The 20455-nt window shown below is 69.9% G+C and carries 17 protein-coding genes; 6 read left to right on the top strand and 11 right to left on the bottom strand.

Translation table 11 applies throughout. The features are described 5' to 3' along the window. The coding region (locus E1218_RS05630; protein WP_132316928.1) for an elongation factor G at positions 1 to 1691 on the bottom strand (1691 nt) is incomplete at its 3' end. Between the two features lie 278 nt (positions 1692 to 1969). Between E1218_RS05630 and E1218_RS05625 the strand changes: the two genes are divergently transcribed. From E1218_RS05625 to E1218_RS05615, 3 genes are all read left to right on the top strand, one after another. Further along, complete coding sequence (locus E1218_RS05625; RefSeq protein WP_132316926.1) at positions 1970 to 3295, top strand: glutathionylspermidine synthase family protein; 1326 nt, start codon at positions 1970 to 1972, stop codon at positions 3293 to 3295. A gap of 160 nt (positions 3296 to 3455) precedes the next feature. Next, a complete protein-coding gene (locus E1218_RS05620) occupies positions 3456 to 4802 on the top strand; it encodes a class I tRNA ligase family protein (protein WP_132316924.1) in 1347 nt (448 codons plus the stop codon). 1 nt (position 4803) lies between these two features. Continuing rightward, positions 4804 to 5169: a hypothetical protein gene (locus E1218_RS05615; protein WP_132316922.1), complete on the top strand. Its 366-nt coding sequence runs from the start codon at positions 4804 to 4806 to the stop codon at positions 5167 to 5169. Here E1218_RS05615 and E1218_RS05610 read toward each other — a convergent pair. The 7 genes from E1218_RS05610 to metG (E1218_RS05585) all read right to left on the bottom strand — a co-directional run bounded on the left by E1218_RS05610 (position 5159) and on the right by metG (E1218_RS05585) (position 11860). Then, positions 5159 to 6097 (bottom strand): 4-(cytidine 5'-diphospho)-2-C-methyl-D-erythritol kinase, encoded by a 939-nt coding sequence (locus E1218_RS05610; RefSeq protein WP_132316920.1) that lies wholly within the window; start codon positions 6095 to 6097, stop codon positions 5159 to 5161. The genes E1218_RS05615 and E1218_RS05610 overlap by 11 nt on opposite strands. Before the next feature lie 24 nt (positions 6098 to 6121). Next, positions 6122 to 6946: a 16S rRNA (adenine(1518)-N(6)/adenine(1519)-N(6))-dimethyltransferase RsmA gene (rsmA, locus tag E1218_RS05605; protein ID WP_233712026.1), complete on the bottom strand. Its 825-nt coding sequence runs from the start codon at positions 6944 to 6946 to the stop codon at positions 6122 to 6124. 75 nt (positions 6947 to 7021) lie between these two features. Beyond that, positions 7022 to 8140: a resuscitation-promoting factor gene (locus E1218_RS37035; RefSeq protein ID WP_132316916.1), complete on the bottom strand. Its 1119-nt coding sequence runs from the start codon at positions 8138 to 8140 to the stop codon at positions 7022 to 7024. Positions 8141 to 8372: 232 nt separating this feature from the next. Continuing rightward, on the bottom strand, positions 8373 to 8987 hold the full coding sequence (locus E1218_RS05595; RefSeq protein ID WP_132316914.1) for a nitroreductase family protein: 615 nt from the start codon (positions 8985 to 8987) through the stop codon (positions 8373 to 8375). 9 nt (positions 8988 to 8996) lie between these two features. Beyond that, positions 8997 to 9911: a TatD family hydrolase gene (locus tag E1218_RS05590; RefSeq protein WP_132316912.1), complete on the bottom strand. Its 915-nt coding sequence runs from the start codon at positions 9909 to 9911 to the stop codon at positions 8997 to 8999. A 5-nt stretch (positions 9912 to 9916) separates the two neighbouring features. Beyond that, positions 9917 to 10042 carry a hypothetical protein gene (locus E1218_RS37715; protein ID WP_267900274.1) on the bottom strand — a complete coding sequence of 42 codons (126 nt, stop codon included), beginning with the start codon at positions 10040 to 10042 and terminating at the stop codon, positions 9917 to 9919. A gap of 63 nt (positions 10043 to 10105) precedes the next feature. Beyond that, on the bottom strand, positions 10106 to 11860 hold the full coding sequence (gene metG / locus E1218_RS05585) for a methionine--tRNA ligase (protein WP_132316910.1): 1755 nt from the start codon (positions 11858 to 11860) through the stop codon (positions 10106 to 10108). Between the two features lie 132 nt (positions 11861 to 11992). Between metG (E1218_RS05585) and E1218_RS05580 the strand changes: the two genes are divergently transcribed. Then, on the top strand, positions 11993 to 12256 hold the full coding sequence (locus E1218_RS05580) for a hypothetical protein (RefSeq protein ID WP_132316908.1): 264 nt from the start codon (positions 11993 to 11995) through the stop codon (positions 12254 to 12256). Here the strand turns inward: E1218_RS05580 and E1218_RS05575 are convergent. Further along, entirely contained in the window at positions 12226 to 14826 is a 2601-nt protein-coding gene (locus E1218_RS05575; protein WP_132316906.1) for an ATP-binding protein, read from the bottom strand. The two genes, E1218_RS05580 and E1218_RS05575, sit on opposite strands and share 31 nt — an antisense overlap. A gap of 109 nt (positions 14827 to 14935) precedes the next feature. On the opposite strand from E1218_RS05575, the gene E1218_RS05570 reads away from it, so the two are divergent. Beyond that, positions 14936 to 16177: an NAD(P)/FAD-dependent oxidoreductase gene (locus E1218_RS05570; RefSeq protein WP_165949137.1), complete on the top strand. Its 1242-nt coding sequence runs from the start codon at positions 14936 to 14938 to the stop codon at positions 16175 to 16177. On the opposite strand, the gene metG (E1218_RS05565) is transcribed toward E1218_RS05570, so the two are convergent. Together metG (E1218_RS05565) and rsmI are read right to left on the bottom strand one after the other, a co-directional pair. Next, a complete protein-coding gene (metG, locus tag E1218_RS05565) occupies positions 16178 to 17746 on the bottom strand; it encodes a methionine--tRNA ligase (RefSeq protein ID WP_132316902.1) in 1569 nt (522 codons plus the stop codon). 28 nt (positions 17747 to 17774) lie between these two features. Continuing rightward, on the bottom strand, positions 17775 to 18620 hold the full coding sequence (gene rsmI / locus E1218_RS05560) for a 16S rRNA (cytidine(1402)-2'-O)-methyltransferase (RefSeq protein ID WP_456073190.1): 846 nt from the start codon (positions 18618 to 18620) through the stop codon (positions 17775 to 17777). Positions 18621 to 18904: 284 nt separating this feature from the next. Between rsmI and E1218_RS05555 the strand changes: the two genes are divergently transcribed. Continuing rightward, positions 18905 to 20455, top strand: a complete 1551-nt coding sequence (locus tag E1218_RS05555; protein ID WP_165949138.1) for a dolichyl-phosphate-mannose--protein mannosyltransferase — start codon at positions 18905 to 18907, stop codon at positions 20453 to 20455.

The following is a 20455-nucleotide window of genomic DNA, read 5'->3' as shown; positions in this document are numbered from 1 at the left end:
GGGAGGAGGGTGGCTGCCCCGACGACGGCTCGGGATTCGGCCAGCAGGGAGAGGACCCGGGCGAGGGAGTCCGCGGGTACGTCGAGCTCGAAGTGGTGGACGGGTTCGTGGACGGTGGTGCCGGCGTTGGCCAGCGCTTGCATGAGGACCAGGGGGACGAGGCGGCGGAAGTCGGCGGCGACGGTCGTCGCGGAGTCGTAACCGGTGTGGGTGACCGCCACCTGGACGTCCGGGATCTCCCAGCCGTAGAGGCCCTGCTGCAAGGTCAAGCGGACGGTTTCCTCGATCGCGGTGTGGAAGGCGCGTGGAAGGGCCCCGAGCTCGGACTCGATGCTGTAGTCGACGCCGGAATCGGACGGCGAGACGCGGAAGCCGACGGTCGCCGTCCACGGGTTGTCAGGGGCACCCATTTCCCGGTACGCCGTACCGACGCCGTTCAGCCGCTCGACATGGATCGGGCTGGTCTCGCTGAAGTCGACGGCCAGGCCGTACTCGCTCTCCAGCAGCGACGCGACGACTTCCTTCTGGACCTCGCCGTACAGGCTGACCGTGAGGTCGTCGGCCTTGCGGACCCGGATCAGCGGGTCCTGCTCGGCGAGCTGCGTCAGCGCCTGGAACAGCTTGACCCGGTCTCGTGCGCTGACGACCGTCTCGAGCGTCGGCGGCGCGAACAACTGCCCGACGCCGTCGACGCGAACACCAAGCTGGTCACCGATCCGGATGTCCTTCAAGCCCCGCAACGCGACGATCTGACCGGCTTCGGCGTGATCCACACTCTGCCGGGACCCGCGGGAGAAGAGCTCGACGGCGCTCGGACGGGCCTGGTACGACGGGCCCGCCGACGGGTGCACGTCGACGTACGACCGCGCCGGCAGCGACCCGGCGAACACCCGAGCGGACGCGATCTTCTGGCCGGCCGCACCTCGCTCCACCTTGAAAACCCTTGCCCGCAGGGGATCCGCGGCAGCTCCCTCGGCGCGCGGCAGCCAGGAACGGATCCCCGAGATCAACTCCGCGACACCGATCCCGGTCATCGCGGAGCCGAAGTACACCGGGTGAACCTGCGCCGTGCCGGCCTGCCGCCGCAGCTCGGCAACGTAGTCCGCGGGCACCAACGCGTCGTCCAGATAGCGCGCCAGGAACTCATCGTTGTTCTCGGCAAGCAATTCGCCCAGCTCCTGGCCGCCGGGCGGGAACGGCGTGAAGCGCGCCGCCCGGCTGCCGAGCCCGGCCACCGACCCCATCGGCACGTACGCCGGGGTCAGCAACCGCCCGATGTCGGCCAGCAGGTCGTCGTAGCGGGCGCCCAGCCGGTCGATCTTGTTCACGAACAGCAGGGTCGGGATCCGCAGGCGCTGCAGCGTCCGCATCAGCAACCGGGTCTGGACCTGGACGCCCTCGACCGCGGAGATCACCAGCACGGCACCGTCCAGCACGGACAGCGCGCGTTCCACCTCGGCGATGAAGTCGGAGTGCCCGGGGGTGTCGATCAGATTGACGGTCAGGTCGTCCAGCTCGAACGAGACCACCGCCGAGCGGATGGTGATCCCGCGGCGGCGTTCGAGGTCCATCGAGTCGGTCTGGGTGTTCCCGTCGTCGACCCGGCCGACCCGGTCGATCACGCCGGCGGCGTGCAGCAGCCGCTCGGTCAGGCTGGTCTTACCGGCGTCGACATGCGCCACAATGCCCATCGTCAGAGAGTTCAAGAGTCCTCGCGAATGCGTCGAAGCGATCGGTCGTGTCGAGGTCGATCACCGCGCGGCGCATCCCGGTCTCCGTCCATCAGCCAATGACATGGGCAAACGCTTGGATGGTAACGCTGCCCCGGATTGCCCGCGACCGATTTTCGATGAGCCCTTTCAGCGGCCGATCACCGGCGATTAGCCTGCGCCCACGGCCGCCCGGGTCCCGGGCAAACTTCGCGGACCGGGACATCTGGGGCGGTCACTGGGGAGGACAAGGAGTTCTCATGTCATTGACGGACGATTTTCTCGCCGCCGCCACCACCCGAGGCCCGAAGCCGAGCGCGATCCTCGCGGCCGTCGCACCTCAACTGGACGCCACCGGGTACATGGGCCGCTGTCTCAGCCGGCCCGCCTTCCTGGAGGCCGAGGAGTACCACCGGCTCGCAAGCGACCTCGACCTGCTGCACTCGGCTCTGACCCGCATCCCCGAGCGCTTGTTCGGCGGCGATCTCGCCGCGTTCGCGCTGGCGGTCGGGCTGACCGAGGAGCAGGCCGCCGCCGTCGTCCGGGGCCGCGGTACGGCGCCGAGCCGGTTCGCCCGGGCGGACATGTACAAGGACGGCGACGGGTTCCACCTGCTCGAGATCAACATGGGCAGCACCGCCGGCGGTGTCGACAATCCGATTCTGAACAAGGCGATGCTCGAACTGCCGTTCATCGCGGACTTCGTCGAGCGGCACCGACTGGACTACACCGAGACGATGGAGGAGGTCGTCAGGACGATCCTGACCGAGGCCAAGGTGCCGACCGGCGTCCGGCCGACGATGGCGATCGCCGACTTCCCCGACAGCTACCCGGACCTCGAACGCCAGCTGCACAAGATCGGCGCGATGCTGACGCCGATGGGGATCGACGCGCTTCCCTGCCCGGTGGACGCGCTGGAGTACAAGGACGACCGGGTCTGGCTGGGCGACCGGCCGATCGACATCGTCTTCCGGCTGTTCATGATCGAGGACCTGCTGAAGCCGGGTGCGGTCGCGATGCTCGATCCGGTGCTGCAGGCGTCCGAGCGCGGCCACGTCGCGATCTTCACCCCGCTCGACGCCGAGCTGTACGGGAGCAAGGGCTGCCTCGCGCTGCTGTCCGACGAGGCCTACCGGGACCGCTACTCCCCCGACGAGTTGGCCGCGCTCGACCGGATCCTGCCCTGGACCCGGATGGTCCGCCGCGGCCCGGTGACGGTCGACGGCCGGAAGACCGACCTGCTGGAGTACGCCGTCGCCGCCCGCGAGGAGCTGGTGCTCAAGCCGACCTCGCTGCACGGCGGGGACGGCGTACTGCTCGGCTGGCGGAGCGACCCGCAGACCTGGGCGGCCCGGCTGGACGAGGCCATGGACAAACCGTGGGTGCTGCAACGGCGGGTCCGGCCGGTGCCGGAGACCTTCCTGACCGACGACGGTGAGGAGGAGTGGCTGCTCACCTGGGGCGCGTTCCTGGTGAGTCAGGGGCTGGGCGGTTTCTGGGTGCGCGGATCGCAGGAGCTCGACGGCGGCATCGTCAACATCGCCACCGGAGCGACCGCGAGCTGCTGCTTCTTCCGCACCTCGTAGTCAAACGCTCGCTTCGCCCACCGGTCCGGGAAACCCTTGAGAACAAGGGTTTTCAGGCTGGTGGGCAAGCGGCGAGAGGAGTAATGTCGCGGGCTGTGACCGGCCCGGTGAGGCGAGTTACCGGCCGGGAGCCGTACCGCCGCCCACAGTAGGAGCCTCGATGCCCGTGCCCGCTGGTCTGACCGTTGTGATCGTCCCTCCCGCCACAGCGAACGGGCCGTTGCACGTGGGGCACCTGTCGGGTCCCTACCTGGCCGCGGACATCGCGGCCCGGGCGGCGCGTGCGCGCGGCGAACGGGTGGTGACGACCGCCGGCTTCGACGTCCACCAGAACTGGGTGCTGACCCGCGCCGAGAACGAGGGCGTCGACGTCGACAAGCTGGCCGCCGTGTACCGGGACGAGATCGTCAACGCACTGGATGCCGCCAGAATCCGGTACGACGTCTTTCTCGACCCGCAGAGCGAGGCGTACCGGCACGGCGTCACCACCCTGGCCGCCGACCTGACCGAGGCCGGCCGGTTTCCCCTGCGCCGAACGACGTTGCTGGCCTGCCGCGACTGTGGCCGCACCTTGCACCAGTCGTACGTCGTCGGCGTCTGCGCCTGGTGCGGATCGGACGCGGCCGGTGGCGGCTGCGAGGGCTGCGGCGGCTACACCGCGGCCGAGAACCTGGTCCACCCGCGCTGCAACCGCTGCGGCGGCGAGCCGCGACCGTTCCTGGCGAAGGTGCCGGTGCTGGCGATGGAGGACTACCGGCAGGAGCTGATCGAGATCTGGTTGCGCGCCGAGCTGCCGGATCGCGCGCGCAGGCTCGTCACGCACTACCTCGAGCGGCGACTCCCCGACGTACCGATCGCGTATCCGACCAACTGGGGTCTCGCCGGGACCGGACCGCACGAAGGACTCCGGCTGGAGGTGTACGCCGAGGTCGGCGTGTCAACCGTGTGCGGCGTCGCGCAGTCGATCCGGCCGGGAGCGCTCGGACTGGAGGAGACGTCGCAGGCGTGGTCCGAGGTCGGGTCGCTGTGGCACTTCAACGGAATCGACAACGGCTTCTACTTCGCGCTGTTCTGGCCGGCCGTCTACCTGGCCTGCGGGGTGCCGCCGGAGGCGATCGGCGGGGCGCAGGTGAACGAGTTCTACACGCTCGACGGGGAGAAGTTCTCGACCAGCCGGGACCACGCGATCTGGGCGAACGACTTCCTGCACGACGAGGACGTCGACATCGTCCGGCTCTACCTGGCCTGGGACCGGCCGGACCGCTATCCGAGTGACTTCACGTTGTCGGCGTACCGGGAGTTCGAGGCGTATGTCCGTCCGCTGCTCGACGGCGCGCGGCGTTCCACGCTGCCCGCCGTACTGGCGGAGGCCGAGCTCCGCCGGGGCGCGGCGGCGTTGCGTCCGCGCGGGTTCGATCCGGCGCTCGCGGTCAGGTCGCTGCTGACCGGGCTCGCGGCGAGTACGCCGGAGGCGGAGCTACTGCTGTCGGTCCTCACGGGGAGGTGACATGGACGTCCCGAACTACGACGGCCGGGTCTTCCGACCCGTCGGCAACCCGCCGGACGCGCCCACCGGGCGCTACCACCAGAACGGCAAGCTGATCTGGGCCGAGTTCGGCGGCGGCCGCCTGTACTTCGGCCGTCTGGTCGGCACCTGCGACGACACCGGCACGATCACTGCCACCTACTGCCAGCTCGCCACCGACGGCACCGCCACCGCCGGGAAGCTCACCAGCGTCCCGTCGTGGACCCCCGACGGCACCCTCACCCTCACCGAGCACTACCACCGCCTCGACGGCGCCACCGGCACCTCAACCATCGAGGAAGTCGACCCCTCCTTGGGCCCACCGCCCCCGGATTCGCTCAGCGGTTGACGGTGGCGGGGAGGACTCGGGCCCCGGGGACCGGGCCTTCGGCCTGGCGAACCATGCGGCAGAGACCGGACTCGGCGAGCTCGACGGCGAGGTCGACGGCACTGCGGCTGTCGGCGGCGAGGAACAGGCAGGTGGGGCCCGAGCCGGAGATCTGGGCGGCCAGGGCGCCCTGGTCGAGGCCGAACTGGAGGGTGTCGCCCAGCTCGGGGCGCAGGGACAGCGCGGCCGCCTGGAGGTCGTTGCTGAGAGCAACCGCGAGGGCGTCCGCCCGGCCGGACAGCAGCGCGGACAGCAGTTCCGGCCGGACCTGCGGTGCCTCGACCCGGCGGAGCGGGCGGAGGCGGTCCAGTTCGCCGTACACCGCGGGGGTGGACAGGCCGCCTTCGGCGATCGCGAACACCCAGTGGAACGTCCCGCGCGACATCACCTCGGTGACCTGCTCGCCCCGGCCGCGGCCGAGCGCGGTGTGGCCGACGAGGCAGAACGGCACGTCGCTGCCGAGTTCCCCCGCGAGGTGCTGCAACTCGGTCTGCGACAGCTGCAGTCCCCACAACCGGTTGCACGCCACCAGAGTCGCTGCCGCGTCAGTGGAACCGCCCGCCATCCCCCCCGCGACCGGGATGGTCTTCCGGATGGTCAGCGCGACGCCTTCCTCCACGTCGTACTCGGCCTGCAGCAGTTGCGCCGCCCGTACCGCCAGGTTCGTCGCGTCCGCCGGTACGTCGGCCGCGAAGTCGCCGGCCACCTCGACCGAGATCGTGGCGTCGTCGTCCCGCACGACCGCGGTGACATCGTCGTACAGGGCAACGGCCTGGTATACCGTGGCGACGGGATGGAAACCGTCCGGGCGCGGCGGACCGACCGACAGAGCGAGATTGATCTTGGCCGGCGACCGCACCGTGACCTCAGCAGAAGGTGGCACTCGCACAGGCTAGGGCATGCCCCAGGTGCCTCAGACAGTCCGCGCCGCGCCGGCGAGCGCGGCGAACTCGGTGATGCCGAGCATCTCGCCGCGCAACCGGGCGTCGACCCCTGTCCGGCGGAAGACCTCGTCGAGCCGGTCGCGGTCCGGCAGCCAGCGTGCCAGCGCGGACCGGATCGTCTTGCGCCGCTGCGAGAACGCGGCCTCGATGACGGCGAAGACCTCTTCCCGACTCGCTGACGTGGAAGGCGGTTCCCGGCGCTCGAACGCGACCAGGCCGGAGTCGACGTTCGGCGCCGGCCAGAACACGTTCCGCCCGATCGGCCCGGCGCGGCGGACCTCGGCGTACCAGGCCGCCTTCGCGGACGGTACGCCGTACGTGCGCGAACCGGGCCCGGCCGCAAGCCGGTCGGCGACCTCGGACTGCACCATCACCAGCCCGTGCCGCAGCGAGCCGGACACCTCGAGCAGATGCAGCAGCACCGGTACGGCGACGTTGTACGGCAGGTTGGCGACACATGCGCTCGGAGCACCGATCTCGGCAGGACCCACGTCCATCGCGTCCGCCTCGACCACGGTCAGTCGATCGGCCTGCCCCGGCGCGTACGACGCGATCGTCGACGGCAGCGCGGACGCGAGCAGGGGGTCGATCTCGACCGCCGTGACCCGGTGTCCCCCGGCGAGCAGCGCCAGCGTCAGCGACCCCAGTCCGGGTCCGACCTCCAGCACCGTCTCCCCGGCCTCGTCGAGCGCGGCCGCGCGGACGATGCGGCGGACCGTGTTCGGGTCGATGACGAAGTTCTGGCCGCGCTGCTTGGTCGGGCGGACCCCGAGCGTCGCGGCCAGTGAACGCACATCGGCCGGACCGAGAAGTCTCGGTCCGGCCGATGTGGATGAATCAGACGAGGTCACCTCGTCAGTGTGTCAGGCTCAGGCCCGCTTGCCGCAGACCGGCCAGTCGCCGTAGCCGCCACGCGCCGCGCGAACCTTCTCGGCGATCGCGATCTGCTGCGCCTTGCTCGCCAGGTGGGCGTTCTCCGCGTAGGCGTCGCCGCCGTACGCGACCCAGGTCTGGTGGCTGAACTGCAGACCGCCGTAGTACCCGTTGCCGGTGTTGATCGACCAGTTTCCGCCCGACTCGCACTCGGCGATCCGGTCCCACACGCTGGTGTCGCCGATCGGCGGCTCGGTGTCGGTGGTCGGCTCCTCCGGCTTCGGCTTGGTGCCGACGGTGACCTTCGCGTCCACCGGCGCACTGACGACCTTGCTCGTGACCACCTTGGTGGCCGACAGCTTGCCGTCCAGGTAGGTGTAGAGGTACGTGATCGACTTCGCACCGGCCTTGCCCGCCGCAGTGATCTTCTTCGTCCCCTCGAGCAGGGCGTCCGACGTGGTCTCGTCGGTGCCGAACGCGATCGCCTCGGTCTTGGTGACCTTCTTCAGGTCGACCTTCACGTAGCCGATCTTGTTGACCCCGGGCTTGAGCGCGGTGGCCGGCGCCGGGCTGATCCGGTCGTCCTTGTCCCAGACGATCTTCGCCGCGGTCAACGCCTCACCGACGGTCCCGGCCATCGACTTCACGGTCGCGACCTTCCCCTGCCGCACGATCTGCACGGTCTTCGGTGTCTTGACGACGAGCTCCAGTCCCTCGCGGCCGATCGGCGCGCTCCGGCTGGTGGAGAAGACGGCCGCGGTGTCGTACCGCAGGCCCAGGTCGGCCAGCGCCTCGTTCACGCTGTCGGCCGTGGTCCAGAAGGTCCTCTTGGTGCCGTCGGAGTTGACGGTCAGCTGGCGACCGTACTGCACCGCGATCTCCTGGCCGTCCTTCAACTTCGCGTCCAGGCCCGGTGCCACGACGTCGTGCTCACCGACCTGGATCTTCTCGTCTTCCAGGGCGTCCGCCACGGTGGAGCCGAAGGTGTGCACCTTCTGCACCTGGCCGTCGACGGAAAGGCTGACTGTCTTGCTCTTGCTGGCATAGGCCACGGAGCCGCCGGCGACGGCGAACGCGGCCGTCGCTGCGACAGCCGCGATGATGGACTTACGCACTAACGCTCCCAGGTAGGGCTACCCGGGCACGGGGTTTGGACAGCACAGGCGCGGGCCGCGTATGCCGGGTAAGGTCCGGCCCTCCGGTCCGGAGGATTGGCACGGTTCACGCCGAGGGGCGTGCTGTCCGGAACCTTCCCCGATCCCGGCCAACATCACGAGACAGTAACGAAGAAGTTCCGGATGCGCCAATCCTCTCGTCGACAGGTCGCCGGAAGGTGTAATGGGACGATCACACGTCGTGACGGCCCCAGTGCCCCCGATGTACGACGTCCGCCATCCCGCGGCGGCCTCGCCGCAGCGACGGCGACCGCTTGTCCGGGGCCCGGTAGCCGACCGACAGCAGGCCGATCAGGTCGAACCCCGCGGGCACCCCGAACTCCTGGTTGAGCTTGCCGACCTTGTCGGCGGGAGGCCCGAAAAAGCAGGCTCCCAGGCCTTCGTCGACGACCGTCTGCAGCATCAGCAGCACAGCCATCCCGGTGTCGACGTACCAGTACGGCGCCGTCCACCGGGACTCGTCGCGGTCGGTCCAGCCCTTGTCCGGCTCGGTGTAGCGATCGAGGTATGCGTCCTTGTGCGCGAAGGCCAGGATCAGCAACGGCGCGCGCCGGAGTCCTGTGATCCATTCCACATACTTCTCGTCGACCTCGGCGCCCGCGATTGCCCAGTACCGCTCCCGGTCGTCGCCCTCCAGCGTGAGGAACGCCCAGCCCTGGCTGAACCCACCCGACGGCGCGTGCAGCCCGTTCTCCAGGATGCGTTCCCGGACGTCGGCCGGCACGGGGCGATCGGGGTCGTAGTTACGCACCATCCGGCGCCGCCGGACCACCTCACTGAACTCCATGAGGCCTGTCTACCAGCTGCCGCCGAAGGCCCTGTCCGCGTTCGTGTTCAGCGCGTCGCACAGCTCCGCGACCGAGATGTTCAGCACGCCCGCCATCTTCCGGACCGTGTGCGGGACCAGGTACGACGCGTTCGGCTGCCCGCGGTGCGGCGAGGGCGTCAGGTACGGCGCGTCCGTCTCGACCAGTACGCGGTCGAGCGGGGTCACGGCCAGCGCGTCCCGCAACGACTGGGCGTTCTTGAAGGTCACCACGCCGGCGAAGCTCAGGTACGCGCCGCGGTTCACGCACTCGCGGGCGAACTCGGTGTCGCCGGAGAAGCAGTGCATCACCAGCCGGTCCGGAACCCCTTCCCGGTCGAGGATCCGGAGGATGTCGTCGTGCGCGTCCCGGTCGTGGATCATCAGGGTCTTGTCGAGCCGCTTCGCCAGGTCGATGTGCGCGGCGAACGACTCGTGCTGGGCGGCCCGGCCGTCCTCACCGGTGCGGAAGTAGTCCAGCCCGGTCTCGCCGATCACGCGGACCTTGCCCGAGCTTTTCGCGAGCTGCTCGATCTCGGCGAGCGCACTGTCCAGCTCGCCGGCCGCCTTCAGCTTGGGTGCCTCGTTCGGGTGCAGCGCGACGCCCGCGACCAGACCCCTGTGCCGCTCCGCGGCCTCGACCGCCCAGACCGCGCCGGGCAGGTCACAGCCGACCTGGACGATCCGGGTGACGCCGACCGACGACGCCAGCTTGATCGCGTCGGCGGGGCTCAGCCAGGCACCGTCCTCGCCGTCGGCGATGTCGAGGTGGCAGTGCGCGTCGACCACACTCATCGGCAGCGGGTCGGGCACCGCTGGGCGCGACCGGTCCCGCGAGCGGCCGTCCTCCCCGATCGCGGCCCGCTCGCGGGTCGGCCGGTCGACCTCCACACCGTCAGCAGACATACGGCCTAGGTTACTGACTGCGCCTCGGCGGCTTCCTCGACCTTCGCGACGAGCGGCTCCTCCAGGCCGCGCGAGTGCGCCGCCTCCTCCTCCGCGATATCGGTCCCCGCCGTGGCCACGAAGTTCGCCATCGTCCTCGAATCCTCTCCGCCGGACGTCCGGACCGGTGTCCGCCTGCGGTTCGTGGGAACGCGTCAGCCGAGCCGCGCGAGCTCCTCGTCGACCACTTCCGGGGCGAGCTTGGTGAAAATCGGCGTCGGCGGACGCACCGGCGTCCCGGGGACGACGGGCTCCTGCGCCCAGCGCGGTTGGGTGGAGTAGTCGCCGGTGATGACCGGGTAGGCCGGGCCGCCGTCGAGGTCGTCCACCTCCCGGATCCCGGGTTGCGGCAGGAACGTCCCGGTGCCGCCGAGGGCCTGGTGCACGCGTTCGGCGGAGTGCGGCAGGAACGGCGCGAGGAGACGATTGCTGTCGGCCACCACCTGCGCGGCGACGTGCAGGATCGTCGCCTTGCGTTCCGGGTCGGACTCCTTCCACGGCGCCTGCTGGGAGAGGTACTGGTTCGCCTCGGCCGCGTTGTGCATCGCGGCGTCGATCGCACGCTTGAGCCGCTGGTGCCGGAGGTAATCACCGACGGTGCCGAACGCCTCCTTGCTCGCGGCAAGCAGTTCCTGGTCGGTTGTGGTGAGCTGCCCGGCCGCAGGGATCGCGCCGAAGTTCTTCGCAATCATCGAGGCGGTCCGGTTCACCAGGTTGCCCCAGGTGCTGACCAGCTCGTCGTTGTTCCGGCGGACGAACTCCGCCCAGGTGAAGTCGGTGTCCTGGGTCTCCGGTCCGGCCACGGAGATGAAGTACCGCAGGGCGTCCGGGCCGTAGCGTTCCAGCACGTCGCGGACGTAGATCACCACCGAACGGGACGACGAGAACTTCCGGCCCTCCATGGTGAGGAACTCGCTGCTGACCACCTCGGTCGGCAGGTTCAGGGCGCCGTACTCGCCGGGTGAGTGGTTGTAGCCGAGGAGTTCGGCCGGCCAGATCTGTGCGTGGAAGGTGATGTTGTCCTTGCCCATGAAGTAGTACGACAGTGCCTCCGGGTCGCACCACCACCGGCGCCAGGCGTCCGGGTCACCTGTCCGGCGGGCCCACTCGACACTCGCGGACAGGTAACCGATGACGGCGTCGAACCAGACGTACAACCGCTTGTTCGGGTTGTCCTCCCACCCTGGCAGCGGGACCGGGATCCCCCAGTCGATGTCGCGGGTCATCGCCCGGGGCCGGACCTCGTCCAGCAGGTTGAGGGCGAACTTGAGCACGTTCGGCCGCCAGCCGGTACGGGTCTGCAACCAGGACCCGAGCGCGTCGGCCAGGGCCGGGAGGTCGAGGAAGAAGTGCTCGGTCTCGACGAAGACCGGTGTCTCACCGTTGATCCGGCTGCGCGGGTAGCGCAGGTCGATCGCATCCAGCTGGTTGCCGCAGTTGTCACACTGGTCGCCGCGCGCGGCGTGGTACCGGCAGATCGGGCAGGTGCCCTCGATGTAGCGGTCCGGCAGGGTGCGCCCGGTCGACGGGGAGATCGCACCCATCGTCGCTCTGGGGACGAGATACCCGTTGCGGTGAACGGTTCTGAACAACTCCTGCGCGACCGCGTAGTGGTTGCGCGTCGTCGTCCGGGTGAACAGGTCGTACGACAGTCCCAGTCCCTGCAGGTCCTCGACGATCACCCGGTTGTACCGATCCGCGAGCTCCCGCGGCGACACCCCCTCCTGCTCGGCCTGCACGAGGATCGGCGTCCCGTGCTCGTCCGTCCCGGACACCATCAGCACGTCGTGGCCAGCCATCCGCAGATACCGGCTGAACACGTCGGAAGGAACGCCGAAGCCGGACACGTGGCCGATGTGCCTGGGCCCGTTCGCGTACGGCCAGGCCACGGCGGACAAGATGCTGGTCATCTGCCGACTGTAGAAGCGTGGCCGGGTTTGTGCAGCCGAATAGTGCAGCAAGTCAGCAGGTACGGCGATGTCCTGAGCGGCCCCGGCCGGACTTAAGTTCCGAGTCGTTCCCGCCGACCGAAGGAGCAGCCGATGACCAGGAAGTCCCGGATCAGTGCCATCCTCGCCGTACTGGGCCTGGTGGACGACCGGACGCTGAGCTTCTCGCTCCGCGGCCGCAAGGCCGCCGTGTACAAGGAACTCGTCTGCAAGAGCGCGGCCTGGGGCGTCGCCAATCGATGCTCGGCCTCCCGGCCCGGCGCCGGCGCATCACGGACACGCCCACCGGGCCGCCGTGGCGTGACTGGCCGACGGTTCAGGTGGCTTCAGCCGGTGACGCCATGCCTTCTGGCGTAGCGGGCCGCCTCGGTGCGGTTCGGCATTCCCAGCTTGCGCAGTACCGCGGCGACGTGATGTTCGACTGTCCGAGTCGACAGAAACAGCGTCTGTGCGATCTCGGCGTTCCGCAGCCCGTCTGACAGCAAGGTGAGCACCTCCAGCTCACGGGCGCTCAACCCTTCGGGTGACGTCCGAGTCGACCGCCTGGGGATGTCGCGCGCACCCGCCCGGCGAAGGCGGTGTGCCGTGAGGTCTCGCATCGGAGTGGCACCGAGCCGGTCGAACCCCGCAAGGGCCTCACGAAGAGCCCACTCCTCGGAGGCGTCGGCGAGTGCGACGGCCGCTTCGTACGGGCAGCCGAGTTCCTGCCAGGCCTGCGCCGCCTTCGTCCATTCACCTGCGATCTGCAGGCGGTACGGCTCGGCGGCTTCGGGCGGTGGAGTCATCGGCCCGTCCGCCCGTGACGACCAGTAGGCCAACTCGCCGACGAGCCAAGGCTCGCGCGCCTGCTCTGCGCCGATCAGCACCGGAGACACAACCGAGCGGACCCGGTCGGGGTCACCGGCGTAAACGCCGGCTTCGGCCAGCGCCGGCGCGGTCCCGACGATCCAGCCGACAACCGGTTCAGCGGACCGCATCGCCGCCCGGGCCTGCTCGAGCAACCGGTGCGGTTCGGGATCCCCTCGGCGGACGCGGAGACGGCCGAGCACGACCATGCTCACCAGCTTGCGACCGTCGTCCACACTCGCCGATCGCAGTACGTCGGCAGCCATCGCCTCGGCCTGCTCCCAGCAGCCCTGGTCGAGCAGGGCCCGGGCGTGGAACGCACGCAACCACTGGCGCCAAACTTCCTGGCCGTGCTCCTCGGTGAACGCGATGCCTTCCTTGTACGACCGTTCGGCCTGCTGGTACCAGCGCCGGGTGACACAGATGAGCTGGAGCCAGAAGTACCCCAGCGCCGCCTCGTTGTACGCGCCGGCCTGCTGCGACAGGCGAATGCTGTCGTCGATCAGCCTGAGGCCGGCCAACTCGCCGCCGACGGCACGACCCACACCGACCGACAGCAAGGACATCGCGTGGACGACAGGCTGTACGGCTGGACCGCCGGCGGGAACGATCCGCTCACTCCAGGCGATCGCCTCGGTGGGGCGGAACGCCATCGCACGGAGCTTTGCCTGCACGGCGCAAGCGAGTGCCTGCTCCGGTCCCGGCTGTCCGCCGAGCAGTTCCAGCGCGTCGTCGCACGCAGCTTGGGCGATCGGAATCCACCGGGCGCCCAAGGCCGCGGTGATCGCGAGACCGACCAGAGCGCCACCTTGGCGACGGCTGTCACCGACGTGCCGCCAGGCGGCGACCGCGTCCCGCCACGCCGCGAGCGCGTTCTCCAGCTCATCAGCGAGGTGACATTCCTGGGCCAGGCCTTCGAGAAGCTCTGCTCGAAGGCGCGACGGCGCCTGCCCGCAGACCTCGATCGCGCGGCGGAAATGCATCACCGCCTGGCGATGAGCGCCCATGACAGCGGCCTGCTCGGCGGCGGCTCTGGCGAACTCGAGCACCGCCGCCGCGTCACCGGCCAGTACGGCGTGTCCGGCAAGACGAGCGGGTTCGACCTCGCCCGGTGGCCGAGACCGCAGTACGGCGAGCGCGCGTTGATGGAACACCGCGGCGCGACTCGGGGTGATCGACTCCTCGACGGCGACCCGGGCGAGCTCGTGCCGGAAGAACACCGCACCGTCGGCGGAGGTCAGCAGTCCACGGTCCAGGCACTCGTCGAGTTCGGTCGCCGGACGACCCGACACCGCCGCCACCATCGCCGGAGCGACGCGGGTGCGGAGGCAGGCGACGGCGTCCAGCGCATCCCGCGCGGCCGGCTGCAGTCTCGCCGCCCTCGCCAGCACCGCATCGCGGACGGTCGCCGGGACGGCCAGCTGTCCGTCCGCGATGACCTGGGTGACGAAGAACGCGTTGCCCCCGGTGCGCCGGTGCAACTCGCCGGGGTCGACATCGCTACCGGCGGCCAGCCGGGCGACCGCGTCCCTGGTCAGCGGCGGTACGGTCAGGCGCCGTACGACCGGGAGCGTCGCGAGATCGCCGGCGAGCACCCGCAGCGGATGCCGCGGGCCGACTTCGTCCTGCCGGTACGTGACCAGGACCATCACCGCAGAGTGCTCGAGTCGGCGGGCGAGATAGCGCAGTACGTCGAGCGTCGCCTCGTCCGCCCAGTGCGCGTCCTCCACCACGACGAGCACCGGTCCGCGCGCGGCCAGTTCGCCGAGCAGCCGGCGGCGCAGTTCCACCGGATCCTCGTCGCCGGTCAGGACCGCGGCCAGGTCGAGAGCCAGGTCGCCCGCGATGTCGCGGAGCGGACCCAGCGGAATCGGCGTGGCGAGCGGCTCGGCCGCCCCCCAGCAGGCCTGGACATCGCCGAGACCACCCCGGAAGGCACTGACGAGAGCGGTCTTGCCGGCGCCCGCATCACCGCCGACGAGCACCAGTCGCCCGTCTCCGGCAACTGTCTCCGCCCACCACGAGGTGAGCGACGCGAGTTCCCCGTCGCGCTCCTCGAGGATCGTGGAAGCGTCGATCACAGTTCGATGCTAGGTATCGGGACCGCTCTTTGGGTATCCGCTACCGATGTCCGTCCCTGCCCGCCACCCGCATCGTCGGGGATGTCCGGAAACGACAGGGAGGGCGGACATGACGTACGACGTGATCATCGTGGGTGCCAGTATCGCGGGCTGCACCGCCGCGACGGCCTATGGCCGCGCAGGCCTGCGAGTGGCCCTGCTGGAACGACACGGTAACCCACAGTCACACAAGACACTGTGCGGACACTTCATCCTCGGCGGCACGCACGATACGTTGCAACGGCTCGAGCTGTGGCAGCCGATGCTGGCGAATGGGGCGGCCGTCTCGCGCGGACTCGGGGTGTGGTCGGAAGCCGGCTGGATCGTCCCCCGGCCGAACCAGGGTGTTCCTCCGGCCATCAGCCTGCGGAGAAGCAAGCTGGACCCGCTGCTGCGCGAGATCGCCGGCAACACCCCCGGGGTCGACCTCCTGCTGGGACACCGGGTCGTGGATCTCGTCGCGGATCCCGCCGGACCCGTCGACGGAGTCGTCGCCGTCACGCCCGACCGCGAACGGCTCACCTTGCGCGGCAGGCTGATCGTGGGCGCGGACGGCCATCGGTCGGCCGTGGCCGGGCTGGCCGGCGTGCCCGAGGACCTGGCGCCCAACCAGCGCTTCCTGTTCTGGGCGTACTACGAGGGCGCGCAACCGAACGGTCCCGGTGACGGCCAGGTCTGGCTGCTCGATCCCGATATCGCGGTCTGCATCCGGGTCGACGACGGGTTGACGCAGGTGGGCGTGTTCCCGGCCAAAGCCCGGCTTAAGGAGTTCGCCGACAACCGCGAGCAGGCCTTCCGCCGCTTCGTGGACCGGTTGCCCGACGGCCCGACGCTCGCCGGGGCGCGACGGGTGTCGAACCTCGTCGGCACCACCGACTATCCGTGCGTACGGCGGGATCCGGTGCCCCGTCCCGGTCTCGCGCTGATCGGTGACGCCGCGACCGCGTCCGATCCGGTGCCGGCGGTCGGCTGCGGCTGGGCGTTCCGAAGCGCGGCCTGGCTGGTGGACGCGACTGCCGAAGCGCTCGCGACCGGTGGAAGCCTCAGCGCTGCCCTGCGCACCTACCGCCGGGCACACCGGTTCATCGACAAGTGGGACGACATCGGTCGCACGGACGCACTGGCCGCCCCACCGAACGCGATCCAGCGCGCCATCCGCACGGCCGCCGTCCACGACGACGCCATCGCGCGGAGGCTCGCGATGTTCTCGATGCGCGCCGCCGAGCCATCGGTGCTGGTGAATCCCGCTGTCGCCGTCCGCGCCGCCGTCCGGTCCCGGCGCCGTACTGCGCCCGAGCCGGTCAGGGTCTGATCAGTCCGCCTCGGCGAGGCGTGGGAAGAGTGGGTCGCCCTTGGTCAGGGTGGCGCCGGGTGGGAGCTGGCCCCAGGTGCCGGCGTCCTGGACTCGCTGGTCCTTCAAGGACCCGAGCTTGCCCTCGGCGCCGAGCAGCGTCCAGAGCTTCGCCGACGTCTTCGGCATCGTCGGGTTGTGCAGTACGGCGACCGCCCGCAACGCCTCGGCCGCCGAGTACAGGATGGTGGCCAGCCGGTCCCGCCTGGACTCGTCCTTCGCGACCTTCCACGGCTCCTGCTCGGTCACGTAGCCGTTGATCGCGCCGACCAGGTCGTTGGTCGCGGCCAGCGCGTCGTGGAACGCGAGCGTCTCGATCGCCTGGTCCGCGGTCGCCACGGTCTGGGCGAGCTTGTCCGCCAGTGCCTGCTCGGCCGGGCCGTGGTCGGTCGGCTCCGGCAGCGCGCCGTCGAAGTACTTGCCGACCATCGCCGCGATCCGGCTGGCCAGGTTGCCCAGGCCGTTGGCGAGCTCCGAGGTGTAGACCGCGCTCAGGTGCTCCCACGAGAACGATCCGTCCGAGCCGAACTGGATCGTGCGCAGGAAGTAGTACCGGAACGCGTCCGAGCCGAAGTGGTCGGTGATCTCGTGCGGCGCGATCGCGGTCAGCTTGGACTTGCTCATCTTCTCGCCGCCGACCAGCAGCCAGCCGTGCGCGAACACCTGCCGCGGGACCGCGAGTTCGGCGGCCATCAGCATCGCCGGCCAGATCACGGCGTGGAACCGGAGGATGTCCTTGCCGACCAAATGGACGTCGACCGGCCAGAGCTGCTCGAACCGGTCAGGGTCGGTGCCGTAGCCGGCCGCGGTCACGTAGTTCAGCAGGGCGTCGATCCAGACGTAGAGGACGTGGTCCTCGTCCCACGGGACCGGGATGCCCCAGTCGAAGGTCGACCGGGTGATCGACAGGTCCTGCAGGCCCTGCTTGACGAACGCGATCACCTCGTTGCGGGCACTCGCCGGGGCGACGAAGTCCGGCTGCGACTCGTACAGCTCCAGCAGCCTGTCGGCGTACGCCGAGAGCCGGAAGAAGTAGTTGGTCTCGGACACCGTCTCCAGCTCGGTGCCGTGGATCATGCAGCGCTGGGTGCCGTCCTCGTCGACCCGGATGTCCGTGGGGAGCTTGAACTCCTCGCAGCCGACGCAGTACAGGCCCTCGTACTCGCCCTGGTAGACGTCACCCTTGTCGTACAGCCGCTGCCAGAACTCGCGGACCCGCTCGGTGTGCCGCTGCTCGGTGGTCCGGATGAAGTCGTCGTACGCGATGTCGACGTCCACCCACGCCGGCTTCCAGGACTCCTCGACCAGCTTGTCCGTCCAGGCCTGCGGGGACATGCCCTGCGCCTCGGCGCTGCGCATCACCTTCTCGCCGTGCTCGTCGGTACCGGTCAGGTACCACTTCCGCTCGCCGCGCTGGGCGTGCCAACGGGTCAGGACGTCCCCGGCCACCGTCGTGTAGGCGCTGCCGATGTGCGGCGGGGCCGTGACGTAGTAGATCGGGGTGGTGACGTAATAGGCCTTCTCGGACATAGGGAAAGGGTAGTGCGGCCCGCCGGCGCTATTCACCAGGGTCCCGGGCGGCGAGAACGGCGTCGTACACGGTCCGTTTGGGCACGTTGAAGCGTTTGGCGACGTCCGCGATGGCCTGCTTGCGGGGCGTCCCGGCCTCCTCGTCGGTGGCGACCTCCCGGGCCAGGTCCTCCGGGGTCATCACCTTGTCCGGATCCGCACCCGCCACGACGACGGTGATCTCACCACGGACGCCGTCCGCGGCCCACTCGGCCAGCTCCGCGACCGGACCCCGCCTGACCTCCTCGTACGTCTTGGTGAGCTCGCGGCAGACCGCCGTACGACGGTCGGCTCCGAAAGCGTCGGCCAGCGCCTCGAGGGAGGCGGCCAGCCGGTGAGGTGCCTCGAAGAACACCATCGTCCGCGGCTCGTCCGCCAGCTCACCCAGCCGCCGGGCCCGCTCCCCCGGCTTCCGCGGCAGGAAGCCCTCGAACGTGAACCGGTCCACCGGCAGCCCCGACAGCGCCAGCGCGGTCAGCACGGCCGACGGCCCCGGTACGGCCGTCACGTCCACACCGGCCTCGATCGCGGCGGCCACCAGCCGGTAGCCGGGGTCGGAGACACTCGGCATCCCCGCGTCCGTCACCACCACAACGGTCTGGCCCCCGACCAGCGCCTCGACCAGCTCGCCGGTCCGCTCCCGCTCGTTGCCCTCGAAGAAGCTGGTCACCCGCCCCTTCAGCGCGATCCCCAGCGCACCGGTCAGCCGCCGCAACCGCCGGGTGTCCTCGGCCGCCACCACATCGGCCTCGGCCAGCACCTGCCCCAACCGAGGAGAAGCATCCCCGGCATCGCCAATAGGCGTCCCCGCCAGCACCAGCCGCCCGTTGGTCACGGCCAAGAGTCTAAGCCCGTGCATTTCGACAGGAGGTGTTTGCCTCCAGGCTCGCTTGCGCCGCCTGAAGCCCGCCTGAAGCCCATCATCGAGGGGACTACCTCCTGTCGAGCTGCACCGGTCCTGAGGCGGTGGGACCGGCCCGTCCGTACCATGGCGGCGTGACTGCTGTGATCGAGGACGGGACCGCTCGGCGTGGGGACGCTGCCGAGGGGCGGGACACGCTCGGGCGGGACGTGCTCGGGAGGCGGTTGCCACCGCTGAAGGAGCGGCTGTACCCGCCGATGCCGAAGGACTTCGAGGGTGGGTGGATCGCCACCCTGGCGATCACCGCGCTGGCCGGGTTCCTGCGGTTCTGGAACCTCGGCGACCCGGTGAAGTTCGTCTTCGACGAGACGTACTACGCCAAGGACGCGTTCAGCCTGCTGAAATTCGGCTACGCCCGGCAGTTCATCGACCAGCCCGAGGGCGCCGCGGACAAGGCGATCCTGGCCGGCAACCTGGACGTGTTCAAGGACACCCCGAGCCTGACCGTGCACCCCGAGGTCGGCAAGTGGATGATCGCCGCCGGGGAGCAGTTGTTCGGGATGAACACGTTCGGCTGGCGGTTCATGCCGGCCCTGTGCGGCACGCTGACCGTCCTGCTGCTGATCCGGACCGTACGGCGGATGACCCGGTCGACCCTGATCGGTTGCGTCGCCGGCCTGCTGCTCGCGGTCGACGGCCTGCACTTCGTCATGTCCCGGGTCGCGTTGCTCGACGTCTTCCTGGCGTTCTGGCTGGTCGCCGCGATCTCCTGCCTGGTCGCCGACCGCGACTGGACCCGCCGCCGGCATGCGGACTCGCTGGACACCCCGACGCCCGACGGCGAGCGCCGTACGCTCGGCCGCTGGCTGCTGATCCGGCCGTGGCGGATCGCGGCCGGGGTCTGCTTCGGCCTCGCGCTCGGCACCAAGTGGTCCGCGGTCTGGGTGATCGCCGGGTTCGGCATCCTCGTCTTCGCCTGGGACTTCGGCGCCCGGCGCGCGCTCGGCGTACGGCGGGCGTTCGTGAAGTCGGCGCTGGTCGACGGCATCCCGGCGTTCCTCAGCATCGTCCTGGTCGCGCTCGTCACCTACACCGCGACCTGGACCGGCTGGCTGCTGCACGACAACGCCTACGCCCATGACTACGCGTCCAAGAATCCGGCGCAGGGCGTGATGAAGGTCGTTCCGGACGACTTCCGGTCACTGCTCCACTACCACGAGGAAGTGCTCGCCTTCCACACCGGCGACTACATCAAGGACGCCACCCATCCGTACGCGTCCAACCCGGCCGGCTGGCCGATCATCGCCCGCCCGATCGGGTTCGACGCGGTCAACGACATCAAGCCGGGTACGGCGGGCTGCGACGCGCCGGCCGGAACGAACTGCCTGTCGGTGATTTCCGCGCTCGGCACACCGTTGCTGTGGTGGGGCGGCGCGCTGGCGCTGATCGCCGCACTGGTCTTCTGGATAGGCCAGCGCGACTGGCGGTTCGGCATCCCGATCGTCGGCTACGTGACCTGCTGGGTGCCGTGGTTCGCGTTCGACGACCGGCCGATCTTCTTCTTCTACGCCGTCACGATGGTCCCGTTCACGGTGATGGCGCTGGCCCTGGTGCTCGGCAAGATCCTCGGCCCGGCCCGGACGGCGCGCGGCCAGGCGACCCCGCGCCGGCTGATCGGCAGCGCGGTCGTCGGCGCGTTCGTCGTTCTGGTCGTGCTGAACTTCGCCTACATCTGGCCGATCCTGACCGACGAGGTCCTCCCGCATCCTGACTGGCTCAGCCGGATGTGGTTCAAGTCCTGGATCTAG

Source organism: Kribbella turkmenica, from assembly GCF_004348725.1.
Lineage (GTDB): Bacteria > Actinomycetota > Actinomycetes > Propionibacteriales > Kribbellaceae > Kribbella > Kribbella turkmenica.
The sequence above is the reverse complement of the archived record's forward strand: the minus strand, read 5'-3'. Positions and strand labels throughout refer to the sequence as shown.

Excerpts from the sequence above, each read along its gene's own strand:
- E1218_RS05615 (WP_132316922.1), top strand. The coding sequence starts at position 4,804 with ATGGACGTCCCGAACTACGACGGCCGGGTCTTCCGACCCGTCGGCAAC.
- metG (WP_132316910.1), bottom strand. The coding sequence starts at position 11,860 with ATGACCAGCATCTTGTCCGCCGTGGCCTGGCCGTACGCGAACGGGCCC.
- metG (WP_132316902.1), bottom strand. The coding sequence starts at position 17,746 with ATGTCCGAGAAGGCCTATTACGTCACCACCCCGATCTACTACGTCACG.
- E1218_RS05580 (WP_132316908.1), top strand. The coding sequence starts at position 11,993 with ATGACCAGGAAGTCCCGGATCAGTGCCATCCTCGCCGTACTGGGCCTG.
- E1218_RS05555 (WP_165949138.1), top strand. The coding sequence starts at position 18,905 with ATGCCGAAGGACTTCGAGGGTGGGTGGATCGCCACCCTGGCGATCACC.
- E1218_RS05595 (WP_132316914.1), bottom strand. The coding sequence starts at position 8,987 with ATGGAGTTCAGTGAGGTGGTCCGGCGGCGCCGGATGGTGCGTAACTAC.
- E1218_RS05625 (WP_132316926.1), top strand. The coding sequence starts at position 1,970 with ATGTCATTGACGGACGATTTTCTCGCCGCCGCCACCACCCGAGGCCCG.
- E1218_RS05570 (WP_165949137.1), top strand. The coding sequence starts at position 14,936 with ATGACGTACGACGTGATCATCGTGGGTGCCAGTATCGCGGGCTGCACC.
- E1218_RS05590 (WP_132316912.1), bottom strand. The coding sequence starts at position 9,911 with ATGTCTGCTGACGGTGTGGAGGTCGACCGGCCGACCCGCGAGCGGGCC.
- E1218_RS05620 (WP_132316924.1), top strand. The coding sequence starts at position 3,456 with ATGCCCGTGCCCGCTGGTCTGACCGTTGTGATCGTCCCTCCCGCCACA.
- E1218_RS37715 (WP_267900274.1), bottom strand. The coding sequence starts at position 10,042 with ATGGCGAACTTCGTGGCCACGGCGGGGACCGATATCGCGGAGGAGGAG.